Raw genomic sequence first — 24,904 nt, 5'->3', positions numbered from 1 at the left:
CAAATTTAATATTATGCGATTTAGGTACATGGGAGTGGTTTCTTTTCATTTCATAGAGGAAATCCGTGACAAAAAGCGAAGTAGTACTACGAAGTATATAGTATAAATTCGATTCTTTTTAGGAAGCTGGAATGGGCGGTTAGGAGGAAAATGTCATGCTCGAGTTTGAACCATACATAGATCAATTTGCAAGAATAAAGGTAGTTGGTGTTGGCGGCGGTGGAAATAATGCGGTCAATCGAATGATTGAAGCAGGGGTAGAAGGTGTTGAATTCATTGCGGTAAATACGGATGGACAAGCCCTGAATCAATCAAAAGCGGAGGTCGTCATTCAAATTGGTGCATCGTTAACGCGCGGACTTGGAGCAGGTGCCAATCCGCAAATTGGAATGAGAGCCGTTGAGGAGAGTGAAAAAGAAATCGAGGAAGCATTAAGAGGCGCGGATATGGTCTTCGTTACTGCGGGAATGGGCGGTGGCACTGGAACTGGTGCGGCCCCGGAAATTGCTAGGATCGCAAAGAAATTAGGTTCCTTGACAATCGGCGTGGTAACTAGACCGTTTCGATTTGAAGGTCGTAAGCGAGCAGTAAATGCAGATGCAGGCATTGACGCGATGAAGGAAGCGGTGGATACGTTAATTATTATTCCAAATGAAAAACTATTAGAGATTGTCGATAAGCGTACACCAATGATTGAAGCATTCCGAGAGGCTGATAATGTACTTCTTCGCGGGGTTCAAGGCATTTCTGACTTAATTGCTGTACCAGGCTTAATCAATCTAGACTTTGCCGATGTTAAAACGGTCATGTCCCACCGCGGAACAGCTTTAATGGGTATTGGAATGGCAAAAGGGGATGGCCGTGCAGTTGAGGCGGCTCATAAAGCAATCAATAGTCCACTTCTTGAAACATCGATAAGTGGTGCACGTGGTGTGATTTTAAATATCACGGGTGGAAGGAACTTAAGCTTATTTGAAATTCAAGAAGCAGCAGACGTGATTTCTTCAGCAACACATGAGGACTTAAATATGATTTTTGGTTCTGTCATAAATGACAACTTAAAAGACGAAATTATTGTGACTGTAATTGCTACAGGATTTTCGGAAAATTAAAGGAAAGAGGCACCTTTTTGGGGTGCCTCTACTACTTTTATGGTAATAGATATCCTGCAGCTAGAAAAATACTGTACCAATCTTCACGGGTTAACTGAACTTCACTTGCTTTCACGGAATCCCTTAAGCGGTCAATATTCATGGTTCCGATAACTGGTTGCATGTTTGCTGGATGACGTAATAGCCATGCAATGGCAATCGTTGTATTGGAAACGCCATATTTTTCGGCGATTTCGTCAATTTTTTGATTTAATTCAGGGCATTTTTCATTGCCAAGAAAAGGCCCTTCAAAATAACCATATTGAAAAGGTGACCACGGTTGAATTGTGATGTCATGTAAGCGACAAAAATCAAGCACATCTCCATCACGGTTTATGGATTGATCAATTTGCATATTACCTGTTACGCCACTTGCGATCATATGGGCATTTGGAATACTTAGCTGTAGCTGGTTCGCAACGATTGGTTGCTTCACATATTTTTTAAGTAACTGAATTTGCATCGGTTTTTGGTTGGAAACCCCAAAGTGACGAACTTTCCCAGAGGACTCTAATATGTCAAATGCTTCGCCAACCTCTTCGGGTTCAACAAGGGCATCAGGACGATGTAAAAGTAAGACATCCAAATAATCAGTTTTGAGTCGTTTTAAAATTCCATCAACGGAATTAAGGATATATTCCTTTGAAAAATCAAACATTCCTTTTCGAATGCCACATTTGGATTGAAGGATAATTTTTTCACGGATATCATCATTCATATGTATCGCATCTGCAAAGATTTCCTCACAAGCACCACTACCGTAAATATCAGCATGGTCAAAGAAATTTGCACCAACTTCCAATGCTGTTTGTACAAATTTTTCTGCCTCGGGCTTTTCTAAAGAATTAATCCTCATACAGCCTACTGCAACAACTGGTACCTCGAGGGAACTGGTTCCAAGCTTTATTTTTCGCATCGTTTCTACCTCCAATATTAGAACTACTATTACCCTTTCCTCTTTCTAGTCTACATATTTCGGGATTGAAAGGAAAGCCTAGAAAAAGGGAGGGGTTGTAATGAAACGGATGCTACTGCTGTTACTATTGTCGTTCCCGATGTTTTTCTTAATAGGTTGCGGAGATGATGAAATGCCTGAAGAAGGCGAAGACATCGAGGAAATCGAAGAAGAGGATGAAATTGGTGACGGCGAAATTGATGATGAATAGAATATAAAAAAGTGTTCCTCCTGGATTAGGAGGAACACTTTTTTTAGTTACGCAACGTTCGCTGCTGTTTTTGCAGCTTTTTTCTCGTTGATTCGTTTTGTAAGGAAAGGTACTGCGAATCTGTCTACACCGTAGTAGTAAGTTGCAGCGCCTGCGAATAAGAGAATGACTGCTACTGTATAAAATACTGGGTTTGTGCTTACAGTTCCAGCAAGTAAGAAGTTAAGGTTCATGAATCCAGCAGCAATTAATGCTGGGATAGTTGCAGCACCTACAATTAATCCAAGACCTACTAGAAATTCGCCCCAAGGAATAAGCACGTTGATTAATTCAACATTCGGTACGGCAAAGCCTTCAAGGAATGTTGCGTACCAGCCTGCTACTGCTGGATGTTCCCCGCCTGCTTTAGCTAATGCGCCTTGTAGGAAACCGCCTGCGTCAAATCCTCCAGTAATTTTATGAAAACCAGCTTCTAGCCATTGAATTCCTAACCATACACGTAATACTGTCCAAATAACTGCCATTTTAGGTCCTTTTAAGAATGTTCTCATTCTAATCTCCCCTTATCATTTATTTGTGAAATTCTTCACAAGTTATTGTAAAAAAATATGAGTGCTTTAGCTGCCAGCTCTAGAGTAGTTAGTTTGTGAAGTTTTTCACTAACTTTCTACACTCTTAATATACAACGGATTTCGGATAAAAGCAATAGGCTTCACAAAAATGACATAAAGTGAAACTTCAATCAGTGGGGGGTTACTAATCCCCACTGATTGTTAGTTGAGGCGCACATGATGTGGGCCACAAAGACGTTACGTTGCCACAGGACGTGGCGTTCTTAGTCTTTGTTCCTTTTATGAGGCTTTTACGTGCAGTTATCAGTCATCGAAACATCTTCGTTTTTAACTAGAGTTTTGAGGTGGGGGTTTTCTGCCCGTTAATGCGGGACAAATGATTTTTAAGTCTATTTTAAGCAGCGAGTACATAGGAATAGGGGGTAAGAATAGATCTGAAGTAAAAATTCTAACAAGATGAAATATTTTAAAAAGTATTTGACTTTGAATTATTCACATACTATAATCCTTTTATAAAGCAAAACGGGAACGTTTTAACTTAATAAAGACTCTTATCCAGAGCGGTGGAGGGACATGGCCCTACGAAACCCGGCAACCTTCAAGATTATTCTTGAAAAGGTGCTAATTCCTGCAGGTATTATTACCTGAGAGATAAGAGGAGGAATAAAAGCCCTCTTCTTACTTGAAGAGGGCTTTTGTTCTTGCTTAGAAGATGAAATTTGGAATTACATTCCTGTAATCCCAAGTTTTCTTATAAAAATATTGGAGGTATAAACATGAGTCAGCAATTTGAAAGCTATGATTTAGAAACAATTTTATTACATGGGGGACAATCGCCAGATCCGACAACTGGATCACGAGCAGTTCCTATCTATCAAACGAGTTCTTACGTTTTCCATAATTCTGAGCATGCACGTAGTTTGTTTGCACTTGATGAACCAGGGAACATTTATTCGAGAATTGGAAATCCAACTGTAGATGTACTGGAAAAACGAATTGCGTTATTAGAGGACGGGGTTGCGGCTGTTGCGACTTCTTCAGGAATGGCAGCCATTGCTCTAGCGGTTATGAATATCGCTGAAGCGGGTGATGAGATTGTCGCTGCTACAAACCTATATGGTGGTACATATAATCTGTTTTCGATCACACTACCGAAATACGGGATTAAGGTGAATTTTGTAGATTCAAAGGACCCTGAGAATTTTAGAAAAGCAATTACTCCAAAAACAAAGGCGGTTTTTGCTGAAATTATCGGAAACCCAAGCCTACAGGTTTTAGATGTTGAAGCAGTTGCAGCAATTGCACATGAAGCAGAAATTCCACTGATTATTGATAATACATTTGCTTCACCATATATTTGTAAACCCATCACATGGGGTGCAGATATTGTTGTTCACTCAGCAACGAAATGGATTGGTGGTCATGGAACCACGATTGGCGGTCTAGTTGTAGACGGGGGACGCTTTAATTGGAATAATCCAAAATTCCCAGGATTCACGGAGCCTGACCGAAGCTATAACGGCGTAAGATATGCAAATGATTTTGGAACACTTGCATTTAGCACAAAACTTCGCGTACAGCTATTACGTGATTTTGGTTCATGCTTAAGTCCACAAAATGCATTTTACCTACTACAAGGTCTTGAAACGCTACATCTAAGGGTTGAAAAACATAATAAAAATGCTTTAGAACTAGCAAACTATTTAAAAAACCATCCAGCAGTTGAGTGGGTGTCCTATCCAGGGCTTGAAGATCATCCTTCCTATGACCTTGCGGAAAAGTATCTAAATAACGGCTTTGGTTCAATTGTGAACTTCGGAATTAAAGGTGGGCGTGATGCAGGGAAAAAGGTTATTGATAATATAGCACTCTGGTCACATGTAGCGAATGTGGGGGATGCGAAGTCCTTAATTATTCATCCGGCATCGACAACCCATCAGCAGCTAAGTGTAGAGGAGCTATTGTTAACAGGAGTTACTGAGGATCTGATTCGTCTATCGGTCGGAATTGAATCCGTTCGCGACCTACAAAATGATCTTGATCGTGCATTTTATGAAGCAACTGGTCTTTCTTTTAAAGGTGCAGAAAAGGGAGAAGTCGTTGTGAATGATGAAGGAGTCATCCGCTGGGCACTACAGTCACCGATTGTTCGTGAAGAGGTTGATGGAGTTGAAACACAAAGACCAAAGACCTTGGCAGTTGTCGGATTAAGCAGCAATCCAGCTCGTCCAAGTAATCGATTGGCAAGAAAAATGCAGCGCCTGGGCTATAAAATTGTTCCTGTAAATCCAAGGGAAACAGAAGTCCTTGGGGAAAAGGCATACGCGAACTTAAAGGACGTACCATTTGAAATTGATGTGGTTCAAGTATTCAGAAGTCCGGAGGCCGCAATCGAAATTGCCAAGGAAGCAACCGAAGTAAACCCAAGAATTTTCTGGCTCCAAGAGGGCGTCATTTCACCAAAAGCAGCCCAGATTGTTGCAGAGGCAGGTATAGAGGTCGTTCACAACCGTTGTACGTATAAAGAGGCACAGCGTTTACGAGGATCCATTGTAACATTTGCTTGTGAAATATAAGCCACATCATAAAGGAGAAAAAAGATGAAAAAAATAAGTGCCATTTTTATTGCTGTACTATTGTTGGTAGGAATTGTAGGTTGTTCAAATAGCACAAGTAAAGCTGGCCAAGAAAATGAAAAACCGGAAAAAATCGTATTAGATTATGCCTTTTACTCACCGACAAGTCTTGTGTTAAAAGAGTTTGGTTGGGCTGAGGAAGCTTTTGAGGAAGAAGGAATTAAGGTTGAGTTTGTTCTAAGCCAAGGTAGTAACAAAGCACTTGAATTCTTAAATAGTGGAAGTGCGGACTTCACTTCATCCGCGGGGGCAGCTGCTTTAATGGCTAAAGCAAATGGTGCACCGGTTGAATCAGTTTATCTTTATTCAAAGCCTGAGTGGACAGCACTAGTGGTAGATAAAGACTCAGAGATTCAAAGTGTAAGTGATTTAAAAGGGAAAAAGGTTGCTGCAACCATCGGGACTGACCCATATATTTTCTTACTACGTGCTTTAAATGAAGAAGGATTAAGTCCTTCGGATGTTGGAATTGTCAATCTGCAACACGGTGATGGCGCGGCTGCATTATCATCAGGTCAGGTAGATGCATGGTCGGGACTAGATCCACACATGGCAAGACTTGAAATAGAAACAGATGCCAAGCTATTTTACCGAAATGCTGATTTTAATACGTATGGAGTCTTAAATGCTCGTCCTGAATTTACGGAAAAATATCCTCAGTACGTAGAAAAAGTAATTGAAGTTTACGAAAAAGCACGTAAATGGACTTTAGAAAATCCAAAAGAAGCAGCAGAAATCTTAGCAAAAGAAGCAAATATTGATATTGAAGTAGCAAATAAGCAATTAAATGAACGTAATGATTTTTCTGACCCAGTGCCTGGAGAGATACAAATTGAGGCACTGACAGAAGCCGGTAATATTCTTCAAGCACAGGAAATCATCAAAAAAGACGTGGATGTTGAAAAATTAGTTCAGGAATTGATTAATCCTACCTTTGCTGAAAAAGTAATAAAACAATAGGTGGAGGTGCCATCTTTAATGTCTAGCGCAAGGCGCCATCGGCTCTCTGGTCTAAGCCAACCGCTTCAGAAGGTAAAATACACCTTCTGTCAGCGCTCGTCTTATGCTTGACTTGCACAGGACAAGAAAGGCTTCGGGAGCATAATCATCGCACGAAGAAAATGCATAGCAAACTCGAGGATGTGCTGACATCGACGTTCGCCACAGGATGTGGGCGGTAGTTAGTCGATGTTCCGCAGTTATTGCGCTTTGCGCTTTTCTTGAGATGGCACTCCCACGTGATAGGAGGAGGCAAAATGAGCACAAAAGGCGAAGCGTTATCGCGACAAATAAAGGTGAAATCGAAGTTATCTTTTGTTTTATCGGGAAATGTAAAAGTAGTCCTACTTGGAAGTATTATACCTGCATTTTTACTCGTAGTTTGGCAGTATTTAAGTCATATCGGTGTTCTTGAAGCACATCTTATGCCGGCACCAACGGTCATCCTAGCGAAAATAATCGAATTTGCTGGAGATGGAAGTCTTTGGGGGCATATTGGAATTACCTTATATCGAATCTTTTTTGGTTTTCTAATTGGGGTAGTTGCGGCTGTAATATTTGGTTCATTGGTCGGTTATTTTAGAATTGCGGAAGCATTATTGGATCCGATGCTTCAAGCCTTCCGTTCCATTCCATCCCTCGCGTGGGTACCCCTTTTTATTCTTTGGATGGGAATTGCTGAACCTTCAAAAATTACACTAATCGCTGTCGGAGTATTTTTCCCGGTTTATTTAAATATTGTATCTGGTATTCAGGGTGTTGACCGAAAGTTGATTGAGGTAGGGAAAATCTACAATTTTTCAACATTCGAGTTAATTAGAAGGGTCATATTGCCGGCTTCCCTTCCTTCTTTTTTAGTGGGAATCAGAAGCGGGTTAGGGCTTGGATGGATGTTTGTTGTTGCGGCTGAATTAATGGGAGCAAGCCAGGGGATAGGATATTTACTCGTTGTTGGTCAAAACTCATATTCTCCTGAAACGGTTATTGCAAGCATTGTACTGTTTGCGATTTTAGGTAAAATAACGGACTCCATTTTGAAGAAAACAGAGGAAAAAACACTACACTGGCAAGACAGTTTTGTGAAGTAGGCTTGAAAGGATGAAAACAGATGCTGGCAGTTCAAAATGTTTCACGAACCTTTTCGAACGGTAAGACGGGGTTTAAAAATATTAGCCTTGAAACAAAACAAGGTGAAATCATAGGTGTTTTAGGTACAAGTGGATGTGGGAAAAGTACCTTATTACGCGTCCTGGCTGGATTGGATTCTGATTATTCAGGTACTGTAAAAATCAGCGGTGACACAATCAAGTCTGTTCATGAAAAGGTAGGGGTCATTTTTCAGGAGTCACGTTTAATGCCATGGTTGAATGTAATCGAAAATATCTCATTCGGTTTAAAGAATGATCGTGAGAAAAACGAAAAGGCAAGAGAATATATAAAACTAGTTGGGTTGCAAGGCTTTGAAAATCACTATCCAAAGGATATTTCTGGTGGGATGGCGCAAAGGGTATCGATTGCTCGGGCACTTATTACAGCCCCGGAAGTATTGCTCTTAGATGAGCCTTTCAGTGCACTTGATGCATTTACAAAAATGCAGCTGCAGGATTTACTGCTGACGATCTGGGATACATACAAATCTACAATGGTTTTAGTTACCCATGATATCGATGAAGCACTTTATTTGTGTGATCGAATTGTCGTTTTAAAAGGGCAGCCTGGTGAAATCTATCAAACCATTCAAGTTGAAGAACCAAAGCCTAGGTCACGAGGGGATGTTAAGTTAGCACAATTGAAGGCGGAAATACTAGCGTTATTAAGTTAACGAAAGGAGAGAAATATATTGACAACTTCGCAATTGAACTTCATAAAACCTTTTGACGGAAACTATAATCTTCATAATTATGATAAGGTTCGCGAGCACTTTTCCTGGGAAGAAGTTGAAAAGGAATTTAGCTGGTACCAAACGGAGCAAGTGAATATGGCCTATGAATGCATTGATCGCCATGTAGCAGAAGGATATGGAGACAAAGTCGCTCTTCACTATGTGAATGAAGGCGAGGAACAAGTCTTTACGTTTAAAGATATAAAAGATAAATCTGACCACCTTGCGACCGTATTGAAAAAACACGGAGTGAAAAAGGGAGATATTGTTTTTATCTTTTTACCGAAAAACCCGGAAAATCATATTGCGATGATTGCTGCGATTAAGCTTGGGGCTGTTGTTGGGCCGCTTTTTGAAGCATTCATGGAGGATGCGGTTAAGGACCGGATTTCAGACTGTGAAGGTCGCTTTCTCATCACTGACTCAGAGTTGGTAAAGAGGGTTCCAAAACAGGATTTACCTTCATTAGAAACAGTGTTCATTACAGGGGGGCCGGAAAAGTGTAAGGAAGATGAAATCTCACTTGTAGTAGAATTAGCAAAAACAAAGCCCCAGAACGATATCATTGAATGGGTAGATCTTGAGCACCGCCTTAATATTCATTATACGAGTGGATCAACCGGGAAACCAAAGGGAATTGTACATGCACATCGAGCGATGATTCAGCAGTACCAAACAGGAAAATGGGTTCTTGATATAAAAGAGGATGATGTTTATTGGTGTACAGCACATCTTGGCTGGGTAACTGGAACTGTGTACGGACTTTTTGCTCCTTGGCTAAATCGGGCAACAGTTGTCGTTAATGGTGGAAGATTTAATGCTGATTCCTGGTATTCAACAATTGAAAAAGCTGGTGTCACAGTTTGGTATAGTGCCCCCACTGCATTCAGAATGCTGAAGGCAGAAGGGAATGAAGTGCTCAGAAATTACAATCTTAGTACATTACGCCATATTTTAAGTGTGGGTGAACCGTTAAATCCTGAGGTCATCGTCTGGGGAATCGAAACTTTAAAGAAAAGAATCCATGATACGTGGTGGATGACAGAAACAGGAGCACAGTTGATCGTCAATCTGCCAACAGAGGTTATTAAACCTGGCTCAATGGGAAGGCCGTTTCCAGGTATCGATGTAGCAGTAATAGACGATGATGGAAACCCGTTACCAAACGGGCAGGTGGGTCATCTTGGAATCAAAGCATCCTGGCCAGCCATTATGAGAGAAGTATGGAAAAATGAAGAAAAATACAATTCATATTTTGTTAATGACTGGTATGTATCTGGTGATTTGGCTGTTCTCGATGAGGATGGATATGTATTTTTCCAGGGGCGAAGCGATGATATGATTAATTCATCCGGGGAGCGCATTGGTCCTTTTGAGGTCGAGAGCAAGCTGATTGAACACGAAGCGGTGGCGGAGGCGGGTGTGATTGGAAAGCCTGACACGATAAGAGGAGAAATCGTAAAGGCTTTTATCGTGTTAAAGAAAGGCTACAGTCCATCAGCGGAATTACTGGAGAATATTCGTGTATTTGTAAAACAAAATCTTGCCGCACATGCTGCGCCGAGGGAAATTGAAGTATTGGATGAACTTCCAAAAACAAAGATCAGCGGGAAAATTTTAAGAAGAGAGCTAAAAGCACGTGAGCTTCAAAAAACGCATCAGTAATTCATAAGGATATTCATTTCGAAAGTGAAACCTTAAAGAAATAAGTTTCGTCATATAAGCAGGGGTAATCGCCCTTGCTTTTTTGTGTGTAAACGAAGGTTTTTACGCCTACAAGGAACACATGTTATAATTTGTGAAAAAGGGCGGTGGTAGAATGTGTTTGGTTTTGCTCGCTTATCGGGCGCATCCGGTCTATAAATTAATTGTTGCGGCAAACCGAGATGAGTTTCTGCAGCGACCAACAGCTCCAATTCACTTTTGGGAGGATGAGCCAACTCTTCTTGCAGGAAGAGATCTTGAAAAAATGGGAACCTGGATGGGGGTCACGAAAGCTGGACGTTTTTCGGCGATAACAAACTACCGGGATCCAAGTGAGGTTATTGACGGAAAGCATTCGAGAGGAAAACTCGTAAAAGATGCGCTTACCTACAATGGAGAGATTGCTGAATATATGAAGCAGCTAGGAAAAACGAACGACCAGTATCCAGGTTATAATCTATTAGTCGGCGATCTAGATAACCTCTACTATTATTCAAATGTTGGAAAAAAACTCGAAAGCGTAGCGCCGGGCATCCATGGACTCAGCAACCATTTGCTTAATACAAACTGGCCGAAAGTAGAAAAAGGAAAAGAGGGGCTTACAACCATTATTAAGGAAGATAATCTAGTGGAGGACCTGTTAGAGTTACTTCAAAACACAGACCAACCAAACGAGGATCTTCTACCTAAAACGGGTGTGTCATTCGAATGGGAGCGAATTCTTTCTTCATTATTTATTCAAACAAATGGGTATGGGACGAGAAGCTCGACCGTATTATTAATGTCGGATACGGAAATTCAATATGTGGAGCGAACTTTTTCTAGTTTAGGAACAAGCGATCAAAAATTCTACTTTCCAATTGAGTCTTAAAAAGAGTAGGACCGTGCAATAGTATATAATAGAAGAAAGATGATAAATCTACTAAAAAGTCGAAAAAGAGGATTAGAGTACGAAACCATATATACTGTACTCTATTTTTTATTCTTTTTATCAATTATGTTACAGCTTGTTACAAGGTGTATTTCATCTTGAAACACCCCTTATTCTGTGTCAATATTGTAATGTTAGACGAAGAGTCAAATTAGGAAGTTAATCAAGGAGTCTGGTACGAATGAACAATAAAGCAGTTGTCTTAGGAAACAATTATTATATAGGCTTAAGCACGATGAGATGTTTGGGTAGTGAAGGGGTACATACGGTAGCCGTTGATTATTCTTATGAAAATACGTACGGAGCGGAATCGAAATTTTGTTCAGAGCGGGTAATTGCACCACATTATAAAAAGGAAAAGGAACAATTTATCGCCTTTTTAAAAGAATATGCAAGAAAGCAAACGGCAAAACCGGTTTTAATACCATGTCATGACTCTTATGTAGAAGTGATAGACGAATATTTAGATGAACTAAAAGAATTCTATCTAATCCCTCAAACGGAGCAAGGACTTTATACAAAAACAATGGATAAAGATGAATTACATAAGCTTGCCGTGGAGCACGGGATGGCGGTACCTGAAACTGTTCATCTTGGAGAAGATCATTTTTATGAAAAAATTGAAGAAAATATTAAATATCCATGTTTAGTAAAACCTACTGATTCTCCTACCTTTGTATCTATTTTTCGTAGAAAGCTATTCAAGGTTCATAATCGTCAGGAATTGGATGAAGCATTAAAAAAAGCAAAAGATGCGAACCAAGAAGTGATTGTGCAACGAATCATACCTGGGTTTGATGACCATATGTATACATTTGATGCTTACTTAAATCAAGAGGCTAAGGTAACTCACTGGATGACCTGTCAGAAATACCGTCAATATCCGATAAATTTTGGTGCATCTGTGTATACTGGACAGAAATATGTACCAGAGCTTTATGAAATTGGTTCCAAGTTTCTAGAAGCAATTGGGTTCAAAGGCTTTGTCGAAATTGAATTTAAAAAAGATGAAGAAACGGGTAAGTATTACTTAATTGAATTGAATGTTAGAATCACAAACTTGAACAGTATGTTATACAAGGCAGGGCTTAACTTCCCATACATCACATATCGTGAACTAACGGGTAATCCATTGCCGCCTAAGGCAATTGAACACGACACGAATCTGGTCTTTTGGTATGCGTATGAAGACTTTTACGCAATAAAGGGTTATTTAAAAACGGGTCAATTAACGAAGGCACAGGTAATAAAGTCCTTCTTTAAACCAAAAGCATATGCGATTTGGGACTGGAAAGATCCGAAGCCTGCGTTTTCATATGCGGGTATAATTACCAAAAAGCTACTAAATAAAATGAAGAAATAATGCGAACAGTATGTGTTCAAAAGGAGGGTGAAAAGGACCAAGAATTTCAAGGCGGCGCAGCTTTGAGTACCGGAACGTATGCAGTTAATACGTGAGGAACGGAGAAGCAAGCCAACGCCGAAATTCGATGTGTCATTTTCGGACGACTTTTTGAACATCCTTGCTAAGTTAAGGTCATTTATTGGAGTGGATAACCATGCAATTAAAATCAATTTTAAGTAATCTAGATTATACCGAAATAAAGGGAAGTCTTGATGTAGATGTAACCTCCATCGCTTTTGATTCAAGGGAAGTAACAACGAACGGTGTTTTTGTAGCAATATCTGGATTCACAGTTGATGGTCATGACTATATTGAAAATGCCATTAAAAAAGGTGCATCTGTCATTATGGTTGAAAGAGATATATGGGTTGAGGACTATGTGACAATCATCAAGGTTTCGGATACAAGATTAGCGTTAGCAAGAGTTTCTGCAAACTTTTATGATAATCCTACTGAAAAGTTAAATCTGATTGGGATTACGGGGACCAATGGTAAAACATCTACAACCTATTTTGTTAAATCTATCTTCGAACAGGCAGAAAAATCCATTGGTCTGATAGGAACAATGGGTACTATAATAAACAATAGGCATTTTGAAACTAAAAATACGACTCCTGAATCCTTGCATTTGCAGGAGACTTTCACAAAGATGGTTGATGAAGGTATTGATGATTGCATCATGGAGGTTTCGTCCCATGCTTTAGACTTAAACCGTGTGGCCTATTGCAATTTTAATACGGCAATCTTTACGAATTTAACACCTGATCACTTAGAGCTTCATAAAAACATGGAAGAGTATTTTCTTGCAAAGGCTAAGCTTTTTGATTTAGCCCAGGATCAATTAATCATAAATGTAGACGATCCATATGGAAGAAGACTAATCGAAAAGGTAAAGGATTCAAATAAAGCAATCGTTACTTATGGTATCAATCAGAAGGCAGATGTATATCCAACAGATCTTCATTTTTATGCTGACTATAGCACTTTTCAATTAAATACACCAACTGGTTCAGTGGAAATAAAAGTAAATATACCAGGTGTCATTTATGTGTATAATAGTTTAGCAGCTATCGCTTGTGCATACACCAATCATATTTCTTTGGAAGATATTAAAGAAGGAATAGATGCTGTAAAAGGCATAAAAGGAAGGCTTGAGGTCATCTACCAAGATAAAGGTAGAAAGGTTGTCGTAGACTTTGCCCATACAGAGGATGGTTTAGAAAAAGCACTCTCGACCTTAAGGCCTTTTACTAAAGGAAGACTAATTGTGGTCTTTGGTGTATATGCAGCGCCAGGAAAAGATGGGATTGCTAAAAGAAGAGCGATGGGAAAAGTTGCAGCCACTTATGCAGACTTATCGATTGTGACCTCTGATAATCCGAAAGAGCAGGATCCAAATCTAATTGTCAAAGAAATCGTAGAATCCATGAATGAGGTTAATGGACAGTATCATGTTGAAATTGATCGTCGAGAAGCGATTAAATATGCAATAGAAAACAGTCAAGATGGGGATGTTATCCTCCTAGCAGGAAAAGGCCATGAAACTGCACAAGTAATTGGCGATAAGGAAATTCCATTTAATGAAAAAGAGATTGTGAACGAACTACTTGCGAATGAACGCAAAAACAAACTCAAACTACAATCAACTAGAAAATTTATAAAAATAAAAAGGTGATTAAACTATGTGTGGCTTCGTTGGTTTTGCTGACTCAAAACTTGAAATAGATAAAGTAAAAGTAATAAATGATATGATGGACACTATCATTCATAGAGGTCCTGATAGTGGGAACTATTTTTCAGACGATCATGCAACATTAGGCTTTCGCCGCCTAAGTATCATTGATTTATCTGAAGAAGGAAATCAGCCCATGCTTAATGAAGATGGCAGCTGTGTTTTAGTGTTCAATGGTGAAATCTACAATTATCAAGAGCTTCGCGAAGACCTTATTGAAAAAGGTCATATTTTTAAATGTGATTCTGACAGTGAAGTTGTCGTCCATGCGTATGAGGAATATGGTGTAGACCTGTTACAAAAGGTTCGCGGGATGTTTGCGTTCGCAATTTGGGACAAAAACAATGAATCCATGTTTTTTGCACGTGATTTCTTTGGGATTAAGCCTTTGTACTATACGCAAAATACAACGGACAACTCGCTTATCTTCGGCTCTGAAATCAAGTCATTCTTAAAACAGCCTGCATTTAAGAAAGAGTTAAATAAAGACGCGATCAAGCCTTATTTAACCTTCCAATATTCAGTGCTTGACGAGACATTTTTCAAAGGTGTTTATAAGTTAAAGCCTGGGCATTACATGCTCTACAAAAAGGGAAACATCGAAATCAAGCCTTATTGGGATATTGATTTTAATGCAGAGGATAAAGGGCTTGACCACTATATTGAAGAAATTAACAATACCTTAAAGGAATCTGTTAATTACCATAAAATCAGTGATGTGAAGGTTGGTTCCTTCCTTTCAGGTGGGGTTGACTCTAGTTATATCACGGCTTTATTAATGCCAAATAAAACATTTTCTGTAGGATTCCAGGATCATGAGGGAATCTTCAATGAAACAAATTTAGCCAAGGATTTATCTGATATCCTTGAAATTGAAAACTATAAAGAACTAATGACGGCAGATCAGGCGTTTGACATGTTGCCTACAATCCAATATCACATGGATGAGCCTCAATCTAACCTATCATCGGTTCCGCTGTACTTTTTATCGAAATTAGCAAGTGAACATGTAACGGTTGTTCTTTCTGGTGAAGGAGCGGATGAAATCTTTGGTGGATATGTATGGTACCAAAAGTCTGGAAAGCTAGAAAAATACGAAAAGATTCCATTTGGGATCCGTCGTGCACTTTCCGGAATCAGCGCTGCGCTACCAAAAAATAAAATCACGAACTTCCTAATAAAGGGTGGCCAGCCGGTAGAGGAAAAATTCATCGGTCAAGCGAGGATATTTGAAGAAGATGATGCTCGCAAAGTCTTAAAAGGTGAATATCAAACAGGCCCTTCTGTACAAAGTATTACGAAAAAAGTGTATGATAAGGTTAAAGGGAAAGATGATGTAACAAAAATGCAGTATCTTGACCTGAAGCTTTGGTTGCCAGGAGATATCCTTTTAAAAGCAGACAAAATGAGTATGGCTCACTCCATTGAATTACGGGTACCATTCTTAGATAAAGAAGTCATGGAAATGGCTTCGAATATCCCGAGTGATTTACGAGTGAATGACATTGATACAAAATATGCTCTTCGCGCAGCATCTAAAAAGGTACTACCAGAGGAATGGGCAAAACGTGAAAAAGTTGGATTCCCAGTTCCAATGAGACATTGGCTTCGTGAAGAGAAATATTATAACATCGTTAAAGAGATGTTCGAATCCGATCTTGCAAAAGAATTCTTCCATACAGAAGAGCTTATGAAATACCTTGATGACCATTATCACGGAAGACATAACTATGCCAGAAACATCTATACAATCTATGTATTCCTTGTATGGTATAAGAAATTCTTCATCGAGTTATAAAATTTGTTTTTTCACATATACATGGTTTCTAGTGATTGTTTAACAGAGTAAATGTGCTTGAGTAAAAGGGGCAGATAGAAGTGAAAAAAATAGTAACAGGTCTATTATTTTTGAACCTCATATGTGTCATTTATTTATTAGTGAATGTTGAAACCGTTAAGGGAATCGCTAGAAGCGTATTATCTGGAGATGGAGCATTTCCTGGGCTCACAACTGTGTATGCCCAGGAAACCAATCCATATCGTGAAGTATCTAACGGTAAAATTGAAGTGTTTATTCCAGTTGAAAAGGTACTCCAGTTGCCGGAGCTGCCAAATGGCTGTGAAATTACATCGTTAACCTCGATCTTAAATTTTCATGGGTTTCATGTTTCCAAATTGGATATGGCCGACAATTATTTGCCGAAGGAGCCCTTTAAAACAATCAACAATGTTTTATATGGGCCAGACCCACATAAGGCATATGCTGGAAACCCACGACAATGGAGTGGATTCTTTACCTATGCACCTCCTATCGTACAAGCGGCAAAAACGTATATAGATTCGGTGGGAACTGAATTAGAGCCTGTAGACTTAAGCGGGAGTTCTCGCGAGGAAATCATGATGGAGCTTGAAGAGGGGAATCCAGTAGTGATTTGGGTAACCTTAGACTTAAGTAAGAAGAAAGTGGATTATTCCTGGAATATTCACGATACTAATACGGAGTTCAATGCGCCAACAAACTTACATTCAGTTGTCCTAAATGGTTATGTAGGGGATAAGGTGCACGTGATGGATCCATTGCAGGGACAAATCACATATGATGCAGATACATTTTTTGCTAGCTATGAGGATTTAGGGAGTCATGCAATGACAGTTAAGTAGGTGTAAAAATGGAACAAAAAACATTAGGTATTATCGGTGGCATGGGCCCAAAGGCAACCTCTGTTTTCTTTGATAAAATCGTCAACCGTACAGAGGCTCATAAGGACCAAGACCATCTCAATATGGTCATTCTTAATCATGCAACCCTTCCGGATCGAACCCATGCAATCCTTACAAATACAGGTGAAACGTTTTTAGATGCTGTTAAAAATGATTTCAAGCTGCTAGAAGCGGCAGGGGTCGCAAATATTGCCATTCCTTGTAACACATCTCATTATTTTTACGATGAGCTGCAAAAAATGACAAAAATCCCAATTATCAACATGGTGGAAGAAACGATTAAGGATATCCATGAAATGTATGGGGAAGGCGCAAAAATTGGTATTCTTGCAACAAACGGAACGATACGCAGTGGAATCTATGCGGATGTTTGTAAGAAATATCAGCTTGAGCTTTTTGCACCGGATGATAGCTTACAAGAAAAGGTCATGGATATTATTTATAACAATGTCAAAAGTGACCTCGATATTGATCCTAGTGAGCTTGAAGAGTTAATCAAGCATCTTGTTGAAAACGAGAATTGTAAAATGGTCATTCTAGCTTGTACGGAATTATCCTGCATAAAATTAAGTGATGAAGCCTCAAAGCATAGTATTGACGCGATGAATGTATTAGTGGAAAGATCCATTTTACGCTCAGGCAAGCGTTTGAAATAAAACTGTAAGAGCAGGAAATTAAACTCACCTATTTAGGTGGGTTTTTTTGTGCTATAATTCGACAAGTGAGTTTTAGTTTTCACAGCCTTAAGATTTGTCGAAAAATCTTTGCGAAACCCAGTATTTTCAATAGATTATGAAATGAAATTGTAATATTACTTTGAGGTTTTAAGACAAATTTTTATGTTATAATACAAAACATGAGAATATATAGCAAAATATGATATTTGTGGGGATAGATGAATATTTTTCTGACCCTTTTAAATGATAGATTGCTAGGTTGGTAGAAGGGGGATGCTTTTTCATTGAAGCGAAAACTTCTAATGATTGGAGTAGTTATATCAATAGGAATCGGTAGTTTATTGACAGCTATGCCTAATACTGCGTTAGCGATTCAGGAAAATGAAAAGCTAGAAAGCGAAAAGAAAGAAGTTCAGGAAAAAAAGTCAGAGCTAGAGTCTGAAATCACCCAAAAAGAAGACGCGATCGGTGAAATTAAACAACAAAAAGTCGGTGTGGAACAGGAAATTCAACGACTTGATACTGCGGTAGCTGAAACGCGCAGTAAAATTGATGGCACAAAAGCAAAAATCCAAGAAACAAAAGATGAAATTGTGCGCCTCGAAGCAGAAATGAAGGTGCTAGAGGAACGGATCCAAAAGCGGGATGAGCTGATTAAGGAGCGGATGCGCAGCCTCCAGCAAAGCGGTGGAGTGGTTAGCTATGTAGATGTGTTGCTTGGTGCGAAAAGCTTTAATGATTTTATCAACCGGATTAGCGCAGTTTCAACATTTGTACAAGCTGACCGTGAAATTATGAAAGAGCATGAAGCAGACATTAAAAAACTTGAAGAAAATAAAGAAAAGGTTAAAACCTTACTTGTACAGCAGGAGGAACAGCTCAAGGAACTAGATCGGTTAGAAGTCCAGCTGCAAGCTCAAATTCAAGAGCAAAATAAAGTAATGAAAAAGCTGGAGGCCGAGGAGCAAAAGATGCATGAAGAGCTCCATGCACTGGAAGATGTCGGAGAGTTATTAGCCGCACAGGAAAAGGCAATTCAGATGGAAATCAATGCGTGGAACCAAAGGCAAAAAGAGCTTGAGGAGCAGCGAAGAAAAGCTGAAGAAGAACGTAAAAAGGCAGAAGAAGAAGGAAGAACACCGCCTTCTCTACCTGAAGCACCACCGCCAGTTGTGAATAACGGGGCATTTATAAACCCAACAACAGGTCGTTTAACATCTGGTTTTGGAATGCGTTGGGGAAGAATGCACTTCGGAATTGATATCGGAAAAGGCGGTCGTGTAGGAAATGTACCAATTTATGCGGCGGCTAGTGGTACTGTGACACGTTCTCGTCTAGAAAGCAGCTACGGGAATGTCATAATGATTACTCACTATATCAATGGACGTCAAATGACAACCGTTTATGCGCATTTAGATCAACGGTTTGTTAGCCAGTATGACCGAGTGGAACAAGGTCAATTGATTGGATACATGGGAAATACAGGTGACTCAACAGGCCCGCATCTTCATTTTGAAATCTATGACGGACCATATAGCCCAACCCAATACAGTGGTGGACATTCAAACGCAGTGAATCCACTTCAATATGTGTCATTTTGATAATTGAAACGCCCGACCGAGGATGGTTGGGCGTTTGTGTTTTTTAAAACAAAAAACCCACATTCTTAATGTGGGTTTACAACTTTACAATGTTTTGGCCTTCTTTTTTAAGCCTTTAAGATCGAGAATGTGAATATCCCTTTGACCATTTACCTCGATTAGTCTTTCAGAAATAAATTTGACAAACTTTCGGCTGATGGTTTCAGGTGTTGTGCCAATCAAAGATGCCAAAACCTTTTTTGTAATAGGCAGCGTAAAGCGCCCATCCATGGAACGAACTCGGTTATTGAACAAGAGGAGTACACTTGCTAACCTTTGTTCGACTTCCATTAAGCTTAGTAAACTCATCCATTCGTCAGCTTGATAAATTCTCTCGTTTAATGCACGCATGAAGCGTAGCGCCATTTTATGATTGCGCTCCAATATATTAAAAAAGTCTTGTTTCTGAATGGTATAGATAACAGTATCGTTAATCGCAACCGCATTTGCATAATGGTTTTCCGATTGAAGCATGGCGGATTGACCAAAAAAGTCATCAGGGAATAGGAGGCGAACAATTTGTTCCTTTCCGTCTTCTGCTACTTTTGTAATTTTAATAATACCCTCACCGATGATATACAGAGTGTCGGAAGGATCACCTTCTCTAAAAATGACATCCCCTTTACGGTAATCGCGAATTTGAACGACCTTTTGTAAAAGATTCATTTCCTTCTCATTTAAACCTTGAAAAATAGGAACTAGACGAATATAGCTTGGATCATGTGGACTGCGAATCATACAGAACACTTTTTCTCCTTTCAGAATGCCCATAAAATGTGGACTCTTGTTGTACTTTAGTTTACCTACCTAGCCGAAGTCTAAACGGATTTTTGGTTTGCAAAAGTGTAAGTGATTATACACTTTCCTAACGGTACCTTTACTTCAAGTGGAATGTTGTACTACAATAGAGACTTCACTTTATGTTATTTTAAAATCATATTATTTTCTTAGAATCAAATGCGCCTTGGCGTGTTTAGTCTTTAATCTTACTGCTCGAAAAGTTTCCTTTGAAAACTTGATTTAAATCAAGGAAACTTTCTGTTTTCAACTATAAGATAAGAATAACATATTTAATCAGAATTATGACTATATAATGACTCTTATTTTGCCTATTTTTTCGGCATTTTTTAAAAAATGCCAATGTAAGCATTTTACTAGAAAATAACTGGAAATAGGGTATAGTATGGGGTAGATGTCAGAATTCTATGAAACACAACTTGTCTATGTAAATATTACAACATGTAATATGGAGGCTAATAACAAAATGGATAATCAACTTAGGAAAAATGTGTGGGAGTCATTCTATGGTCCAAACATGGGATATGTCTTTGACATGTATGAAAAATACAAGAATGATCCAAGTTCAGTGGACGCATCTGTGAAAGCGCTTTTCGAAGAGCTTGGACCACCGCCGGCAGATGAGCAAGCAGCAACGGCAGAGCTAGTAAGTGGGGGTATCTCACCGAAAACAATCAAGACCATCACATCAGGAAGTAAATTAATCAAAAACATTCGTGCATACGGGCATTTAGCAGCTAATATCTATCCGCTTCGCACTAGGCCGAAGCCAGATACAAGCTTTTTAGAGCCTGATTACTATAATCTCACGAAACAAGATTTAATGGACATTCCAGCAACATATATCTGGGAGGAAGCTCCCCCAACAGTTCAAACTGGTTGGGATGCCTATGAGCATTTAAAAGCTGTTTATACGCAAACCATTGCTTATGAATTTGGACATGTTGATACTGAGGATGAAAGAGAATGGTTAAGACAGCAGGTAGAAATCAATGGAGTTGGCTTAAAGCTTACCGCTGATGAAAAGAAACAACTTGCAGAGCGTCTCATGAATGTGGACGGCTTTGAGAAATTCTTACACAAAACATTCGTTGGTCAAAAGCGTTTCTCAATCGAAGGATTGGATATGCTCGTACCAATGCTTGAACGTTTAATTCAAGAAGGCAGTAGTGATGGCACCGATAATATCATGATCGGTATGGCTCACCGCGGCCGTTTAAATGTGTTGGCACATGTTCTTCAAAAGCCATATGAATTGATTTTCTCTGAGTTCCACCATTCACCAAACAAAGATTTAATACCATCTGAAGGTTCTAGAGGAATTAACTATGGTTGGTCCGGAGATGTGAAGTATCACTTAGGAGCTGATCGTAGATTCAAGGGCCCTAAGGAGCATGTAACTCATATCAATCTAGCAAACAATCCAAGTCACTTGGAGTTCGTAAATCCAGTTGTGTTAGGGATTACTCGTGCAGCACAGGATAACACTAGAAAAGCTGGTTACCCTGTTCAAGATAAGCAAAGTGCCATTAGTGTCCTTATCCATGGTGACGCTGCATTCCCTGGTGAGGGTGTAGTAGCTGAATCATTAAACCTAAGCAGATTAAAAGGCTACCAAACTGGTGGAACTGTTCACATAATTGCGAACAACATGGTAGGATTTACAACAAATAATACAGATTCTCGTTCAACTCGTTTTTCGAGTGACCTTGCGAAAGGGTATGAAATTCCTATCGTACGTGTCAATGCAGACGATCCAGAGGCTTGTATTGCTGCGATTCACTTTGCGTATGAGTACCGTAAGCGTTTTGAAAAAGATATCTTAATTGACTTAGTCGGCTACAGACGTTTTGGTCACAACGAAATGGATGACCCAAGCGTAACACAGCCATTATTATACAAGAAGGTTGCAAATCATCCTGTTATTGCAGATAAATATGGGAATCAGCTAGTTGCTGAGAACGTTATGACAGCTGAAGAGCTTACTGCTAAACGTGAAGAATTTATGCAAAGTCTTCAATCTATTTTTGATGATTTTGTAGAAAATGAAGAGCGTGTGAAGCCGAAAAAGCCGAAAGCCCTATCCGCAATTCCAGAATTCGATACTACAGTCCCTGAGGACCTTTTACGCAGCATGAATAAGGGGTTATTACAATGGCCACAATCTTTAACTGTTTATCCAAAGCTTGAGCGTATTTTAAAACGCCGTGAAACGGCATTGGATGAAGAAAATAAAATTGACTGGGCATTGGCTGAAACACTCGCATTCGGATCCGTTCTTGCAGAAGGAAAAACAGTTCGCTTAACTGGTCAGGATAGTGAAAGAGGTACATTTGCTCATCGTCATGTTGCATTAAATGACTATGAAACTAATGAAAAATATGTCCCATTACACAATATTCCAGAAGCTAAAGCTTCATTTTCAATCTATAACAGCCCATTATCTGAATCTGCTGTTCTTGGATTTGAATACGGTTATAGTGTTCAAGACGAGAATGCTCTTGTCCTTTGGGAAGCACAGTTTGGTGACTTTGTGAACGTTGCACAACCGATAATTGACCAATTCATTTCTTCAGGTCATGCGAAATGGGGACAAAAATCAGGTCTTGTGATGCTTTTACCACACGGATATGAAGGACAAGGTCCAGAGCACTCAAGTGGTAGAGTGGAACGTTTCTTAAATGCAGCAGGGGAAAATAACTGGATTGTTGCGAACGTAACAAGCGCTTCACAATACTTCCATTTATTAAGAAGACAATCAATGCTTACTTCAACTGATGAAGCAAGACCATTGATTTTAATGACTCCAAAGAGTCTACTTCGTCACCCACAAACAGCATCATCACTAGCTGATTTAACAAATGGCAGCTTCAAGCCATTACTTGAGCAGCCTGGAATGGGAACGGAGAAAGACAAAGTAACTCGCTTAATACTTTGTACTGGTAAAGTAGCAATTGACCTTGCGACTGAAGCGGCTAATTTACCTGCTGAGCAATCAGAAAGCTTGCATATTGCAAGAGTGGAACAAATGTATCCATTCCCTAAGAAAGAGCTAGAAGAATTGGTTAGTCAGTATCCAAACCTTAAAGAGGTTGTTTGGGTTCAAGAAGAGCCTAAGAACATGGGTGGATGGCCAGCTCTACAACCGGTATTAATGGACATTTTATCTGAAAATATTAAATTAGATTATGTTGGTAGACCGAAGCGTTCAAGTCCAGCTACGGGAGACCCTGATATTCATAAACAAGAACAAGCTTGGATTATGCAGGATGCACTGCTTACAGAAAAAGGAGAGAATCAGCAATGATCGAAATTAAAGTACCAGAACTAGCTGAGTCCATTACAGAAGGAACAATTGTAGAATGGTTAAAAAAAGAAGGCGAACTCGTTAACAAGGGTGAGTCAATCGCTGAACTAGAAACAGACAAAGTAAACGTTGAAATTAACAGTGAACATACTGGGGTTATTAAAGAATTCTTATTTCAACCTGGTGATAATGTTGAAGTAGGTCAAATTATCGCAAAGCTTGATGAAAATGGTTCAGAATCAAGCGTGGCAGCACCGGCTCCTGAAGCTGCACCAGCGGAAGAGCCAAAAGCGGCAGCACCTGAAGCAAAACAAGAGCCAGTTGCGGCCGAACAAGCTGCAGAAGAAAAAGGCAAGCAAGCAATTGCTTCACCTGCGGCTAGAAAAAGAGCGAGAGAGCTTGGTATCGACTTAAACGAGGTTCCATACAAAGATCCACTTGGACGCGTACGTGTTGAAGGAGTAGAAGCTTATAAGCAAGCACAAGCGGCTCCAACGCCGGCTCCTGCAGCAAAACAACCTGCAGCAGCACCGGTATTAAATGATGACCCACGTGTAGAACGTATTAAAATGTCTAGACGTCGTCAAACAATCGCAAAACGTCTTGTTGAAGCACAGCACACAGCTGCAATGCTGACAACATTTAACGAAGTAGATATGACAGCTGTTATGGATGTACGAGCTCGTCGTAAAGATGCTTTCTTCAAAAAGCATGGTGTGAAACTTGGCTTCATGTCTTTCTTTACAAAGGCTGTTATCGGAGCATTGAAAGCATATCCATTCGTAAATGCTGAAATTCAAGGAAATGAAATTGTTCTTAAAAAGTTCTACGATATCGGCATTGCCGTATCAGCAGAAGAAGGATTAGTTGTACCAGTTGTACGTAATGCCGACACATTAAGCTTTGCCGGTATCGAAGCTGAAATTGGCCGCCTAGCTGAAAAGGCAAGAAACAACCAATTAGGTTTAAATGACCTACAAGGTGGTACTTTCACAATCACAAACGGTGGTACATTCGGTTCGCTAAATTCAACACCAATTATTAACGCACCTCAGGTTGGTATTTTAGGAATGCACAAAATCCAAAGACGTCCTGTTGTTGTTGATAATAATGATACTGTTGAAGTACGTCCAATGATGTATGTGGCATTATCCTATGACCACAGAATTATCGATGGTAAGGATGCTGTAGGATTCCTTGTAAAAGTAAAAGAACTATTAGAAGATCCAGAAGACCTATTATTAGAAGGTTGATAAAAAAGTACGGGGACTTTCTATTTAAAAGACGTATGAATTTGCATACGTCTTTTTTATTTATCGTGGTATCTGCGAAGTTTTAATTAACTTCTATTGGTGGGGGTTCAGGTGAGCATCAGCGCTGATAAGTAGACGGAAAAGTTCCGCTTAATTACAAATTATGATAAAAAAAGCTAAAATAGAAGGAGAGATTCCGTCCGCCTAGTGACTTGAAATACGTAAAAATGGAGGATTTGGTCTTCTGTCAAGAAAGTAGACAATAAAATTCGAGACTTTTTTAATAAAACACTACCGCACTGCGTTTGCTGGGTGTTAGAAATAATCAGT

At 39.5% G+C, this 24,904-nt stretch carries 18 protein-coding genes, 1 pseudogene and 1 riboswitch; of the genes and pseudogenes, 16 read left to right on the top strand and 3 right to left on the bottom strand.

The features are described from left to right. Nucleotides 1–155 precede the first annotated feature (155 nt). Nucleotides 156–1,106, top strand: a pseudogene (gene ftsZ, locus V7112_RS09675) (cell division protein FtsZ); the annotation flags it as partial. A 43-nt stretch (nucleotides 1,107–1,149) separates the two neighbouring features. Here ftsZ and V7112_RS09670 read toward each other — a convergent pair. Further along, nucleotides 1,150–2,067: an aldo/keto reductase gene (locus V7112_RS09670; protein ID WP_335418317.1), complete on the bottom strand. Its 918-nt coding sequence runs from the start codon at nucleotides 2,065–2,067 to the stop codon at nucleotides 1,150–1,152. A 100-nt stretch (nucleotides 2,068–2,167) separates the two neighbouring features. On the opposite strand from V7112_RS09670, the gene V7112_RS09665 reads away from it, so the two are divergent. Beyond that, nucleotides 2,168–2,317 carry a hypothetical protein gene (locus V7112_RS09665; protein ID WP_335418314.1) on the top strand — a complete coding sequence of 50 codons (150 nt, stop codon included), beginning with the start codon at nucleotides 2,168–2,170 and terminating at the stop codon, nucleotides 2,315–2,317. 47 nt (nucleotides 2,318–2,364) lie between these two features. Here the strand turns inward: V7112_RS09665 and V7112_RS09660 are convergent, their stop codons facing one another. Beyond that, nucleotides 2,365–2,868, bottom strand: a complete 504-nt coding sequence (locus V7112_RS09660) for a Crp/Fnr family transcriptional regulator (RefSeq protein WP_335418311.1) — start codon at nucleotides 2,866–2,868, stop codon at nucleotides 2,365–2,367. A 569-nt stretch (nucleotides 2,869–3,437) separates the two neighbouring features. Next, a riboswitch (SAM riboswitch) is annotated at nucleotides 3,438–3,547 on the top strand. Nucleotides 3,548–3,665: 118 nt separating this feature from the next. Between V7112_RS09660 and V7112_RS09655 the strand changes: the two genes are divergently transcribed. From V7112_RS09655 to V7112_RS09600, 12 genes are all read left to right on the top strand, one after another. Continuing rightward, nucleotides 3,666–5,465: a PLP-dependent aspartate aminotransferase family protein gene (locus tag V7112_RS09655; protein ID WP_335418308.1), complete on the top strand. Its 1,800-nt coding sequence runs from the start codon at nucleotides 3,666–3,668 to the stop codon at nucleotides 5,463–5,465. 24 nt (nucleotides 5,466–5,489) lie between these two features. Continuing rightward, nucleotides 5,490–6,485 (top strand): aliphatic sulfonate ABC transporter substrate-binding protein, encoded by a 996-nt coding sequence (locus V7112_RS09650; RefSeq protein ID WP_335418305.1) that lies wholly within the window; start codon nucleotides 5,490–5,492, stop codon nucleotides 6,483–6,485. 296 nt (nucleotides 6,486–6,781) lie between these two features. Beyond that, nucleotides 6,782–7,612 (top strand): ABC transporter permease, encoded by an 831-nt coding sequence (locus tag V7112_RS09645; RefSeq protein ID WP_335418302.1) that lies wholly within the window; start codon nucleotides 6,782–6,784, stop codon nucleotides 7,610–7,612. A gap of 20 nt (nucleotides 7,613–7,632) precedes the next feature. After that, nucleotides 7,633–8,346 carry an ABC transporter ATP-binding protein gene (locus tag V7112_RS09640; protein ID WP_335418298.1) on the top strand — a complete coding sequence of 238 codons (714 nt, stop codon included), beginning with the start codon at nucleotides 7,633–7,635 and terminating at the stop codon, nucleotides 8,344–8,346. 18 nt (nucleotides 8,347–8,364) lie between these two features. Further along, the gene (gene acsA / locus V7112_RS09635) at nucleotides 8,365–10,071 is read left to right on the top strand and encodes an acetate--CoA ligase (protein WP_335418296.1); all 1,707 of its coding nucleotides are present in this window, start codon (nucleotides 8,365–8,367) and stop codon (nucleotides 10,069–10,071) included. A gap of 154 nt (nucleotides 10,072–10,225) precedes the next feature. After that, nucleotides 10,226–10,981, top strand: coding sequence for an NRDE family protein (locus V7112_RS09630; protein ID WP_335418293.1), 756 nt, complete (start codon nucleotides 10,226–10,228; stop codon nucleotides 10,979–10,981). Nucleotides 10,982–11,222: 241 nt separating this feature from the next. After that, nucleotides 11,223–12,404 carry a carboxylate--amine ligase gene (locus V7112_RS09625; RefSeq protein WP_335418290.1) on the top strand — a complete coding sequence of 394 codons (1,182 nt, stop codon included), beginning with the start codon at nucleotides 11,223–11,225 and terminating at the stop codon, nucleotides 12,402–12,404. Between the two features lie 196 nt (nucleotides 12,405–12,600). Continuing rightward, complete coding sequence (locus V7112_RS09620) at nucleotides 12,601–14,121, top strand: UDP-N-acetylmuramoyl-L-alanyl-D-glutamate--2,6-diaminopimelate ligase (RefSeq protein ID WP_335418287.1); 1,521 nt, start codon at nucleotides 12,601–12,603, stop codon at nucleotides 14,119–14,121. Between the two features lie 7 nt (nucleotides 14,122–14,128). Then, on the top strand, nucleotides 14,129–15,976 hold the full coding sequence (asnB, locus tag V7112_RS09615; protein ID WP_335418284.1) for an asparagine synthase (glutamine-hydrolyzing): 1,848 nt from the start codon (nucleotides 14,129–14,131) through the stop codon (nucleotides 15,974–15,976). 80 nt (nucleotides 15,977–16,056) lie between these two features. Continuing rightward, nucleotides 16,057–16,839, top strand: a complete 783-nt coding sequence (locus tag V7112_RS09610; RefSeq protein WP_335418281.1) for a C39 family peptidase — start codon at nucleotides 16,057–16,059, stop codon at nucleotides 16,837–16,839. Nucleotides 16,840–16,847: 8 nt separating this feature from the next. Beyond that, the gene (locus V7112_RS09605; RefSeq protein WP_335418276.1) at nucleotides 16,848–17,555 is read left to right on the top strand and encodes an aspartate/glutamate racemase family protein; all 708 of its coding nucleotides are present in this window, start codon (nucleotides 16,848–16,850) and stop codon (nucleotides 17,553–17,555) included. A 305-nt stretch (nucleotides 17,556–17,860) separates the two neighbouring features. Beyond that, on the top strand, nucleotides 17,861–19,177 hold the full coding sequence (locus V7112_RS09600; protein WP_335418273.1) for a murein hydrolase activator EnvC family protein: 1,317 nt from the start codon (nucleotides 17,861–17,863) through the stop codon (nucleotides 19,175–19,177). An 84-nt stretch (nucleotides 19,178–19,261) separates the two neighbouring features. On the opposite strand, the gene V7112_RS09595 is transcribed toward V7112_RS09600, so the two are convergent. Continuing rightward, nucleotides 19,262–19,987 carry a Crp/Fnr family transcriptional regulator gene (locus tag V7112_RS09595; protein ID WP_335418270.1) on the bottom strand — a complete coding sequence of 242 codons (726 nt, stop codon included), beginning with the start codon at nucleotides 19,985–19,987 and terminating at the stop codon, nucleotides 19,262–19,264. A 493-nt stretch (nucleotides 19,988–20,480) separates the two neighbouring features. Here V7112_RS09595 and V7112_RS09590 point away from each other — a divergent pair, with 493 nt between their 5' ends. Both V7112_RS09590 and odhB read left to right on the top strand, forming a co-directional pair. After that, a complete protein-coding gene (locus V7112_RS09590) occupies nucleotides 20,481–23,321 on the top strand; it encodes a 2-oxoglutarate dehydrogenase E1 component (RefSeq protein WP_335418267.1) in 2,841 nt (946 codons plus the stop codon). Beyond that, on the top strand, nucleotides 23,318–24,574 hold the full coding sequence (odhB, locus tag V7112_RS09585; RefSeq protein WP_335418264.1) for a 2-oxoglutarate dehydrogenase complex dihydrolipoyllysine-residue succinyltransferase: 1,257 nt from the start codon (nucleotides 23,318–23,320) through the stop codon (nucleotides 24,572–24,574). Before V7112_RS09590 ends, odhB begins: the two co-directional genes overlap by 4 nt. Nucleotides 24,575–24,904: the final 330 nt, after the last annotated feature.

This window comes from Bacillus sp. JJ1566, assembly GCF_036962685.1.
Classification (GTDB): domain Bacteria; phylum Bacillota; class Bacilli; order Bacillales; family Bacillaceae_L; genus Ferdinandcohnia.
The sequence above is the reverse complement of the archived record's forward strand: the minus strand, read 5'-3'. Positions and strand labels throughout refer to the sequence as shown.

Bases quoted from the DNA above. Each gene is read 5' to 3' on its own strand.
- V7112_RS09590 (WP_335418267.1), top strand. From the start codon at position 20,481: ATGGATAATCAACTTAGGAAAAATGTGTGGGAGTCATTCTATGGTCCA.
- V7112_RS09625 (WP_335418290.1), top strand. From the start codon at position 11,223: ATGAACAATAAAGCAGTTGTCTTAGGAAACAATTATTATATAGGCTTA.
- odhB (WP_335418264.1), top strand. From the start codon at position 23,318: ATGATCGAAATTAAAGTACCAGAACTAGCTGAGTCCATTACAGAAGGA.
- V7112_RS09665 (WP_335418314.1), top strand. From the start codon at position 2,168: ATGAAACGGATGCTACTGCTGTTACTATTGTCGTTCCCGATGTTTTTC.
- V7112_RS09650 (WP_335418305.1), top strand. From the start codon at position 5,490: ATGAAAAAAATAAGTGCCATTTTTATTGCTGTACTATTGTTGGTAGGA.
- V7112_RS09595 (WP_335418270.1), bottom strand. From the start codon at position 19,987: ATGGGCATTCTGAAAGGAGAAAAAGTGTTCTGTATGATTCGCAGTCCA.
- V7112_RS09630 (WP_335418293.1), top strand. From the start codon at position 10,226: ATGTGTTTGGTTTTGCTCGCTTATCGGGCGCATCCGGTCTATAAATTA.
- V7112_RS09645 (WP_335418302.1), top strand. From the start codon at position 6,782: ATGAGCACAAAAGGCGAAGCGTTATCGCGACAAATAAAGGTGAAATCG.
- asnB (WP_335418284.1), top strand. From the start codon at position 14,129: ATGTGTGGCTTCGTTGGTTTTGCTGACTCAAAACTTGAAATAGATAAA.
- V7112_RS09655 (WP_335418308.1), top strand. From the start codon at position 3,666: ATGAGTCAGCAATTTGAAAGCTATGATTTAGAAACAATTTTATTACAT.
- V7112_RS09640 (WP_335418298.1), top strand. From the start codon at position 7,633: ATGCTGGCAGTTCAAAATGTTTCACGAACCTTTTCGAACGGTAAGACG.
- V7112_RS09670 (WP_335418317.1), bottom strand. From the start codon at position 2,067: ATGCGAAAAATAAAGCTTGGAACCAGTTCCCTCGAGGTACCAGTTGTT.
- V7112_RS09605 (WP_335418276.1), top strand. From the start codon at position 16,848: ATGGAACAAAAAACATTAGGTATTATCGGTGGCATGGGCCCAAAGGCA.
- V7112_RS09620 (WP_335418287.1), top strand. From the start codon at position 12,601: ATGCAATTAAAATCAATTTTAAGTAATCTAGATTATACCGAAATAAAG.
- V7112_RS09660 (WP_335418311.1), bottom strand. From the start codon at position 2,868: ATGAGAACATTCTTAAAAGGACCTAAAATGGCAGTTATTTGGACAGTA.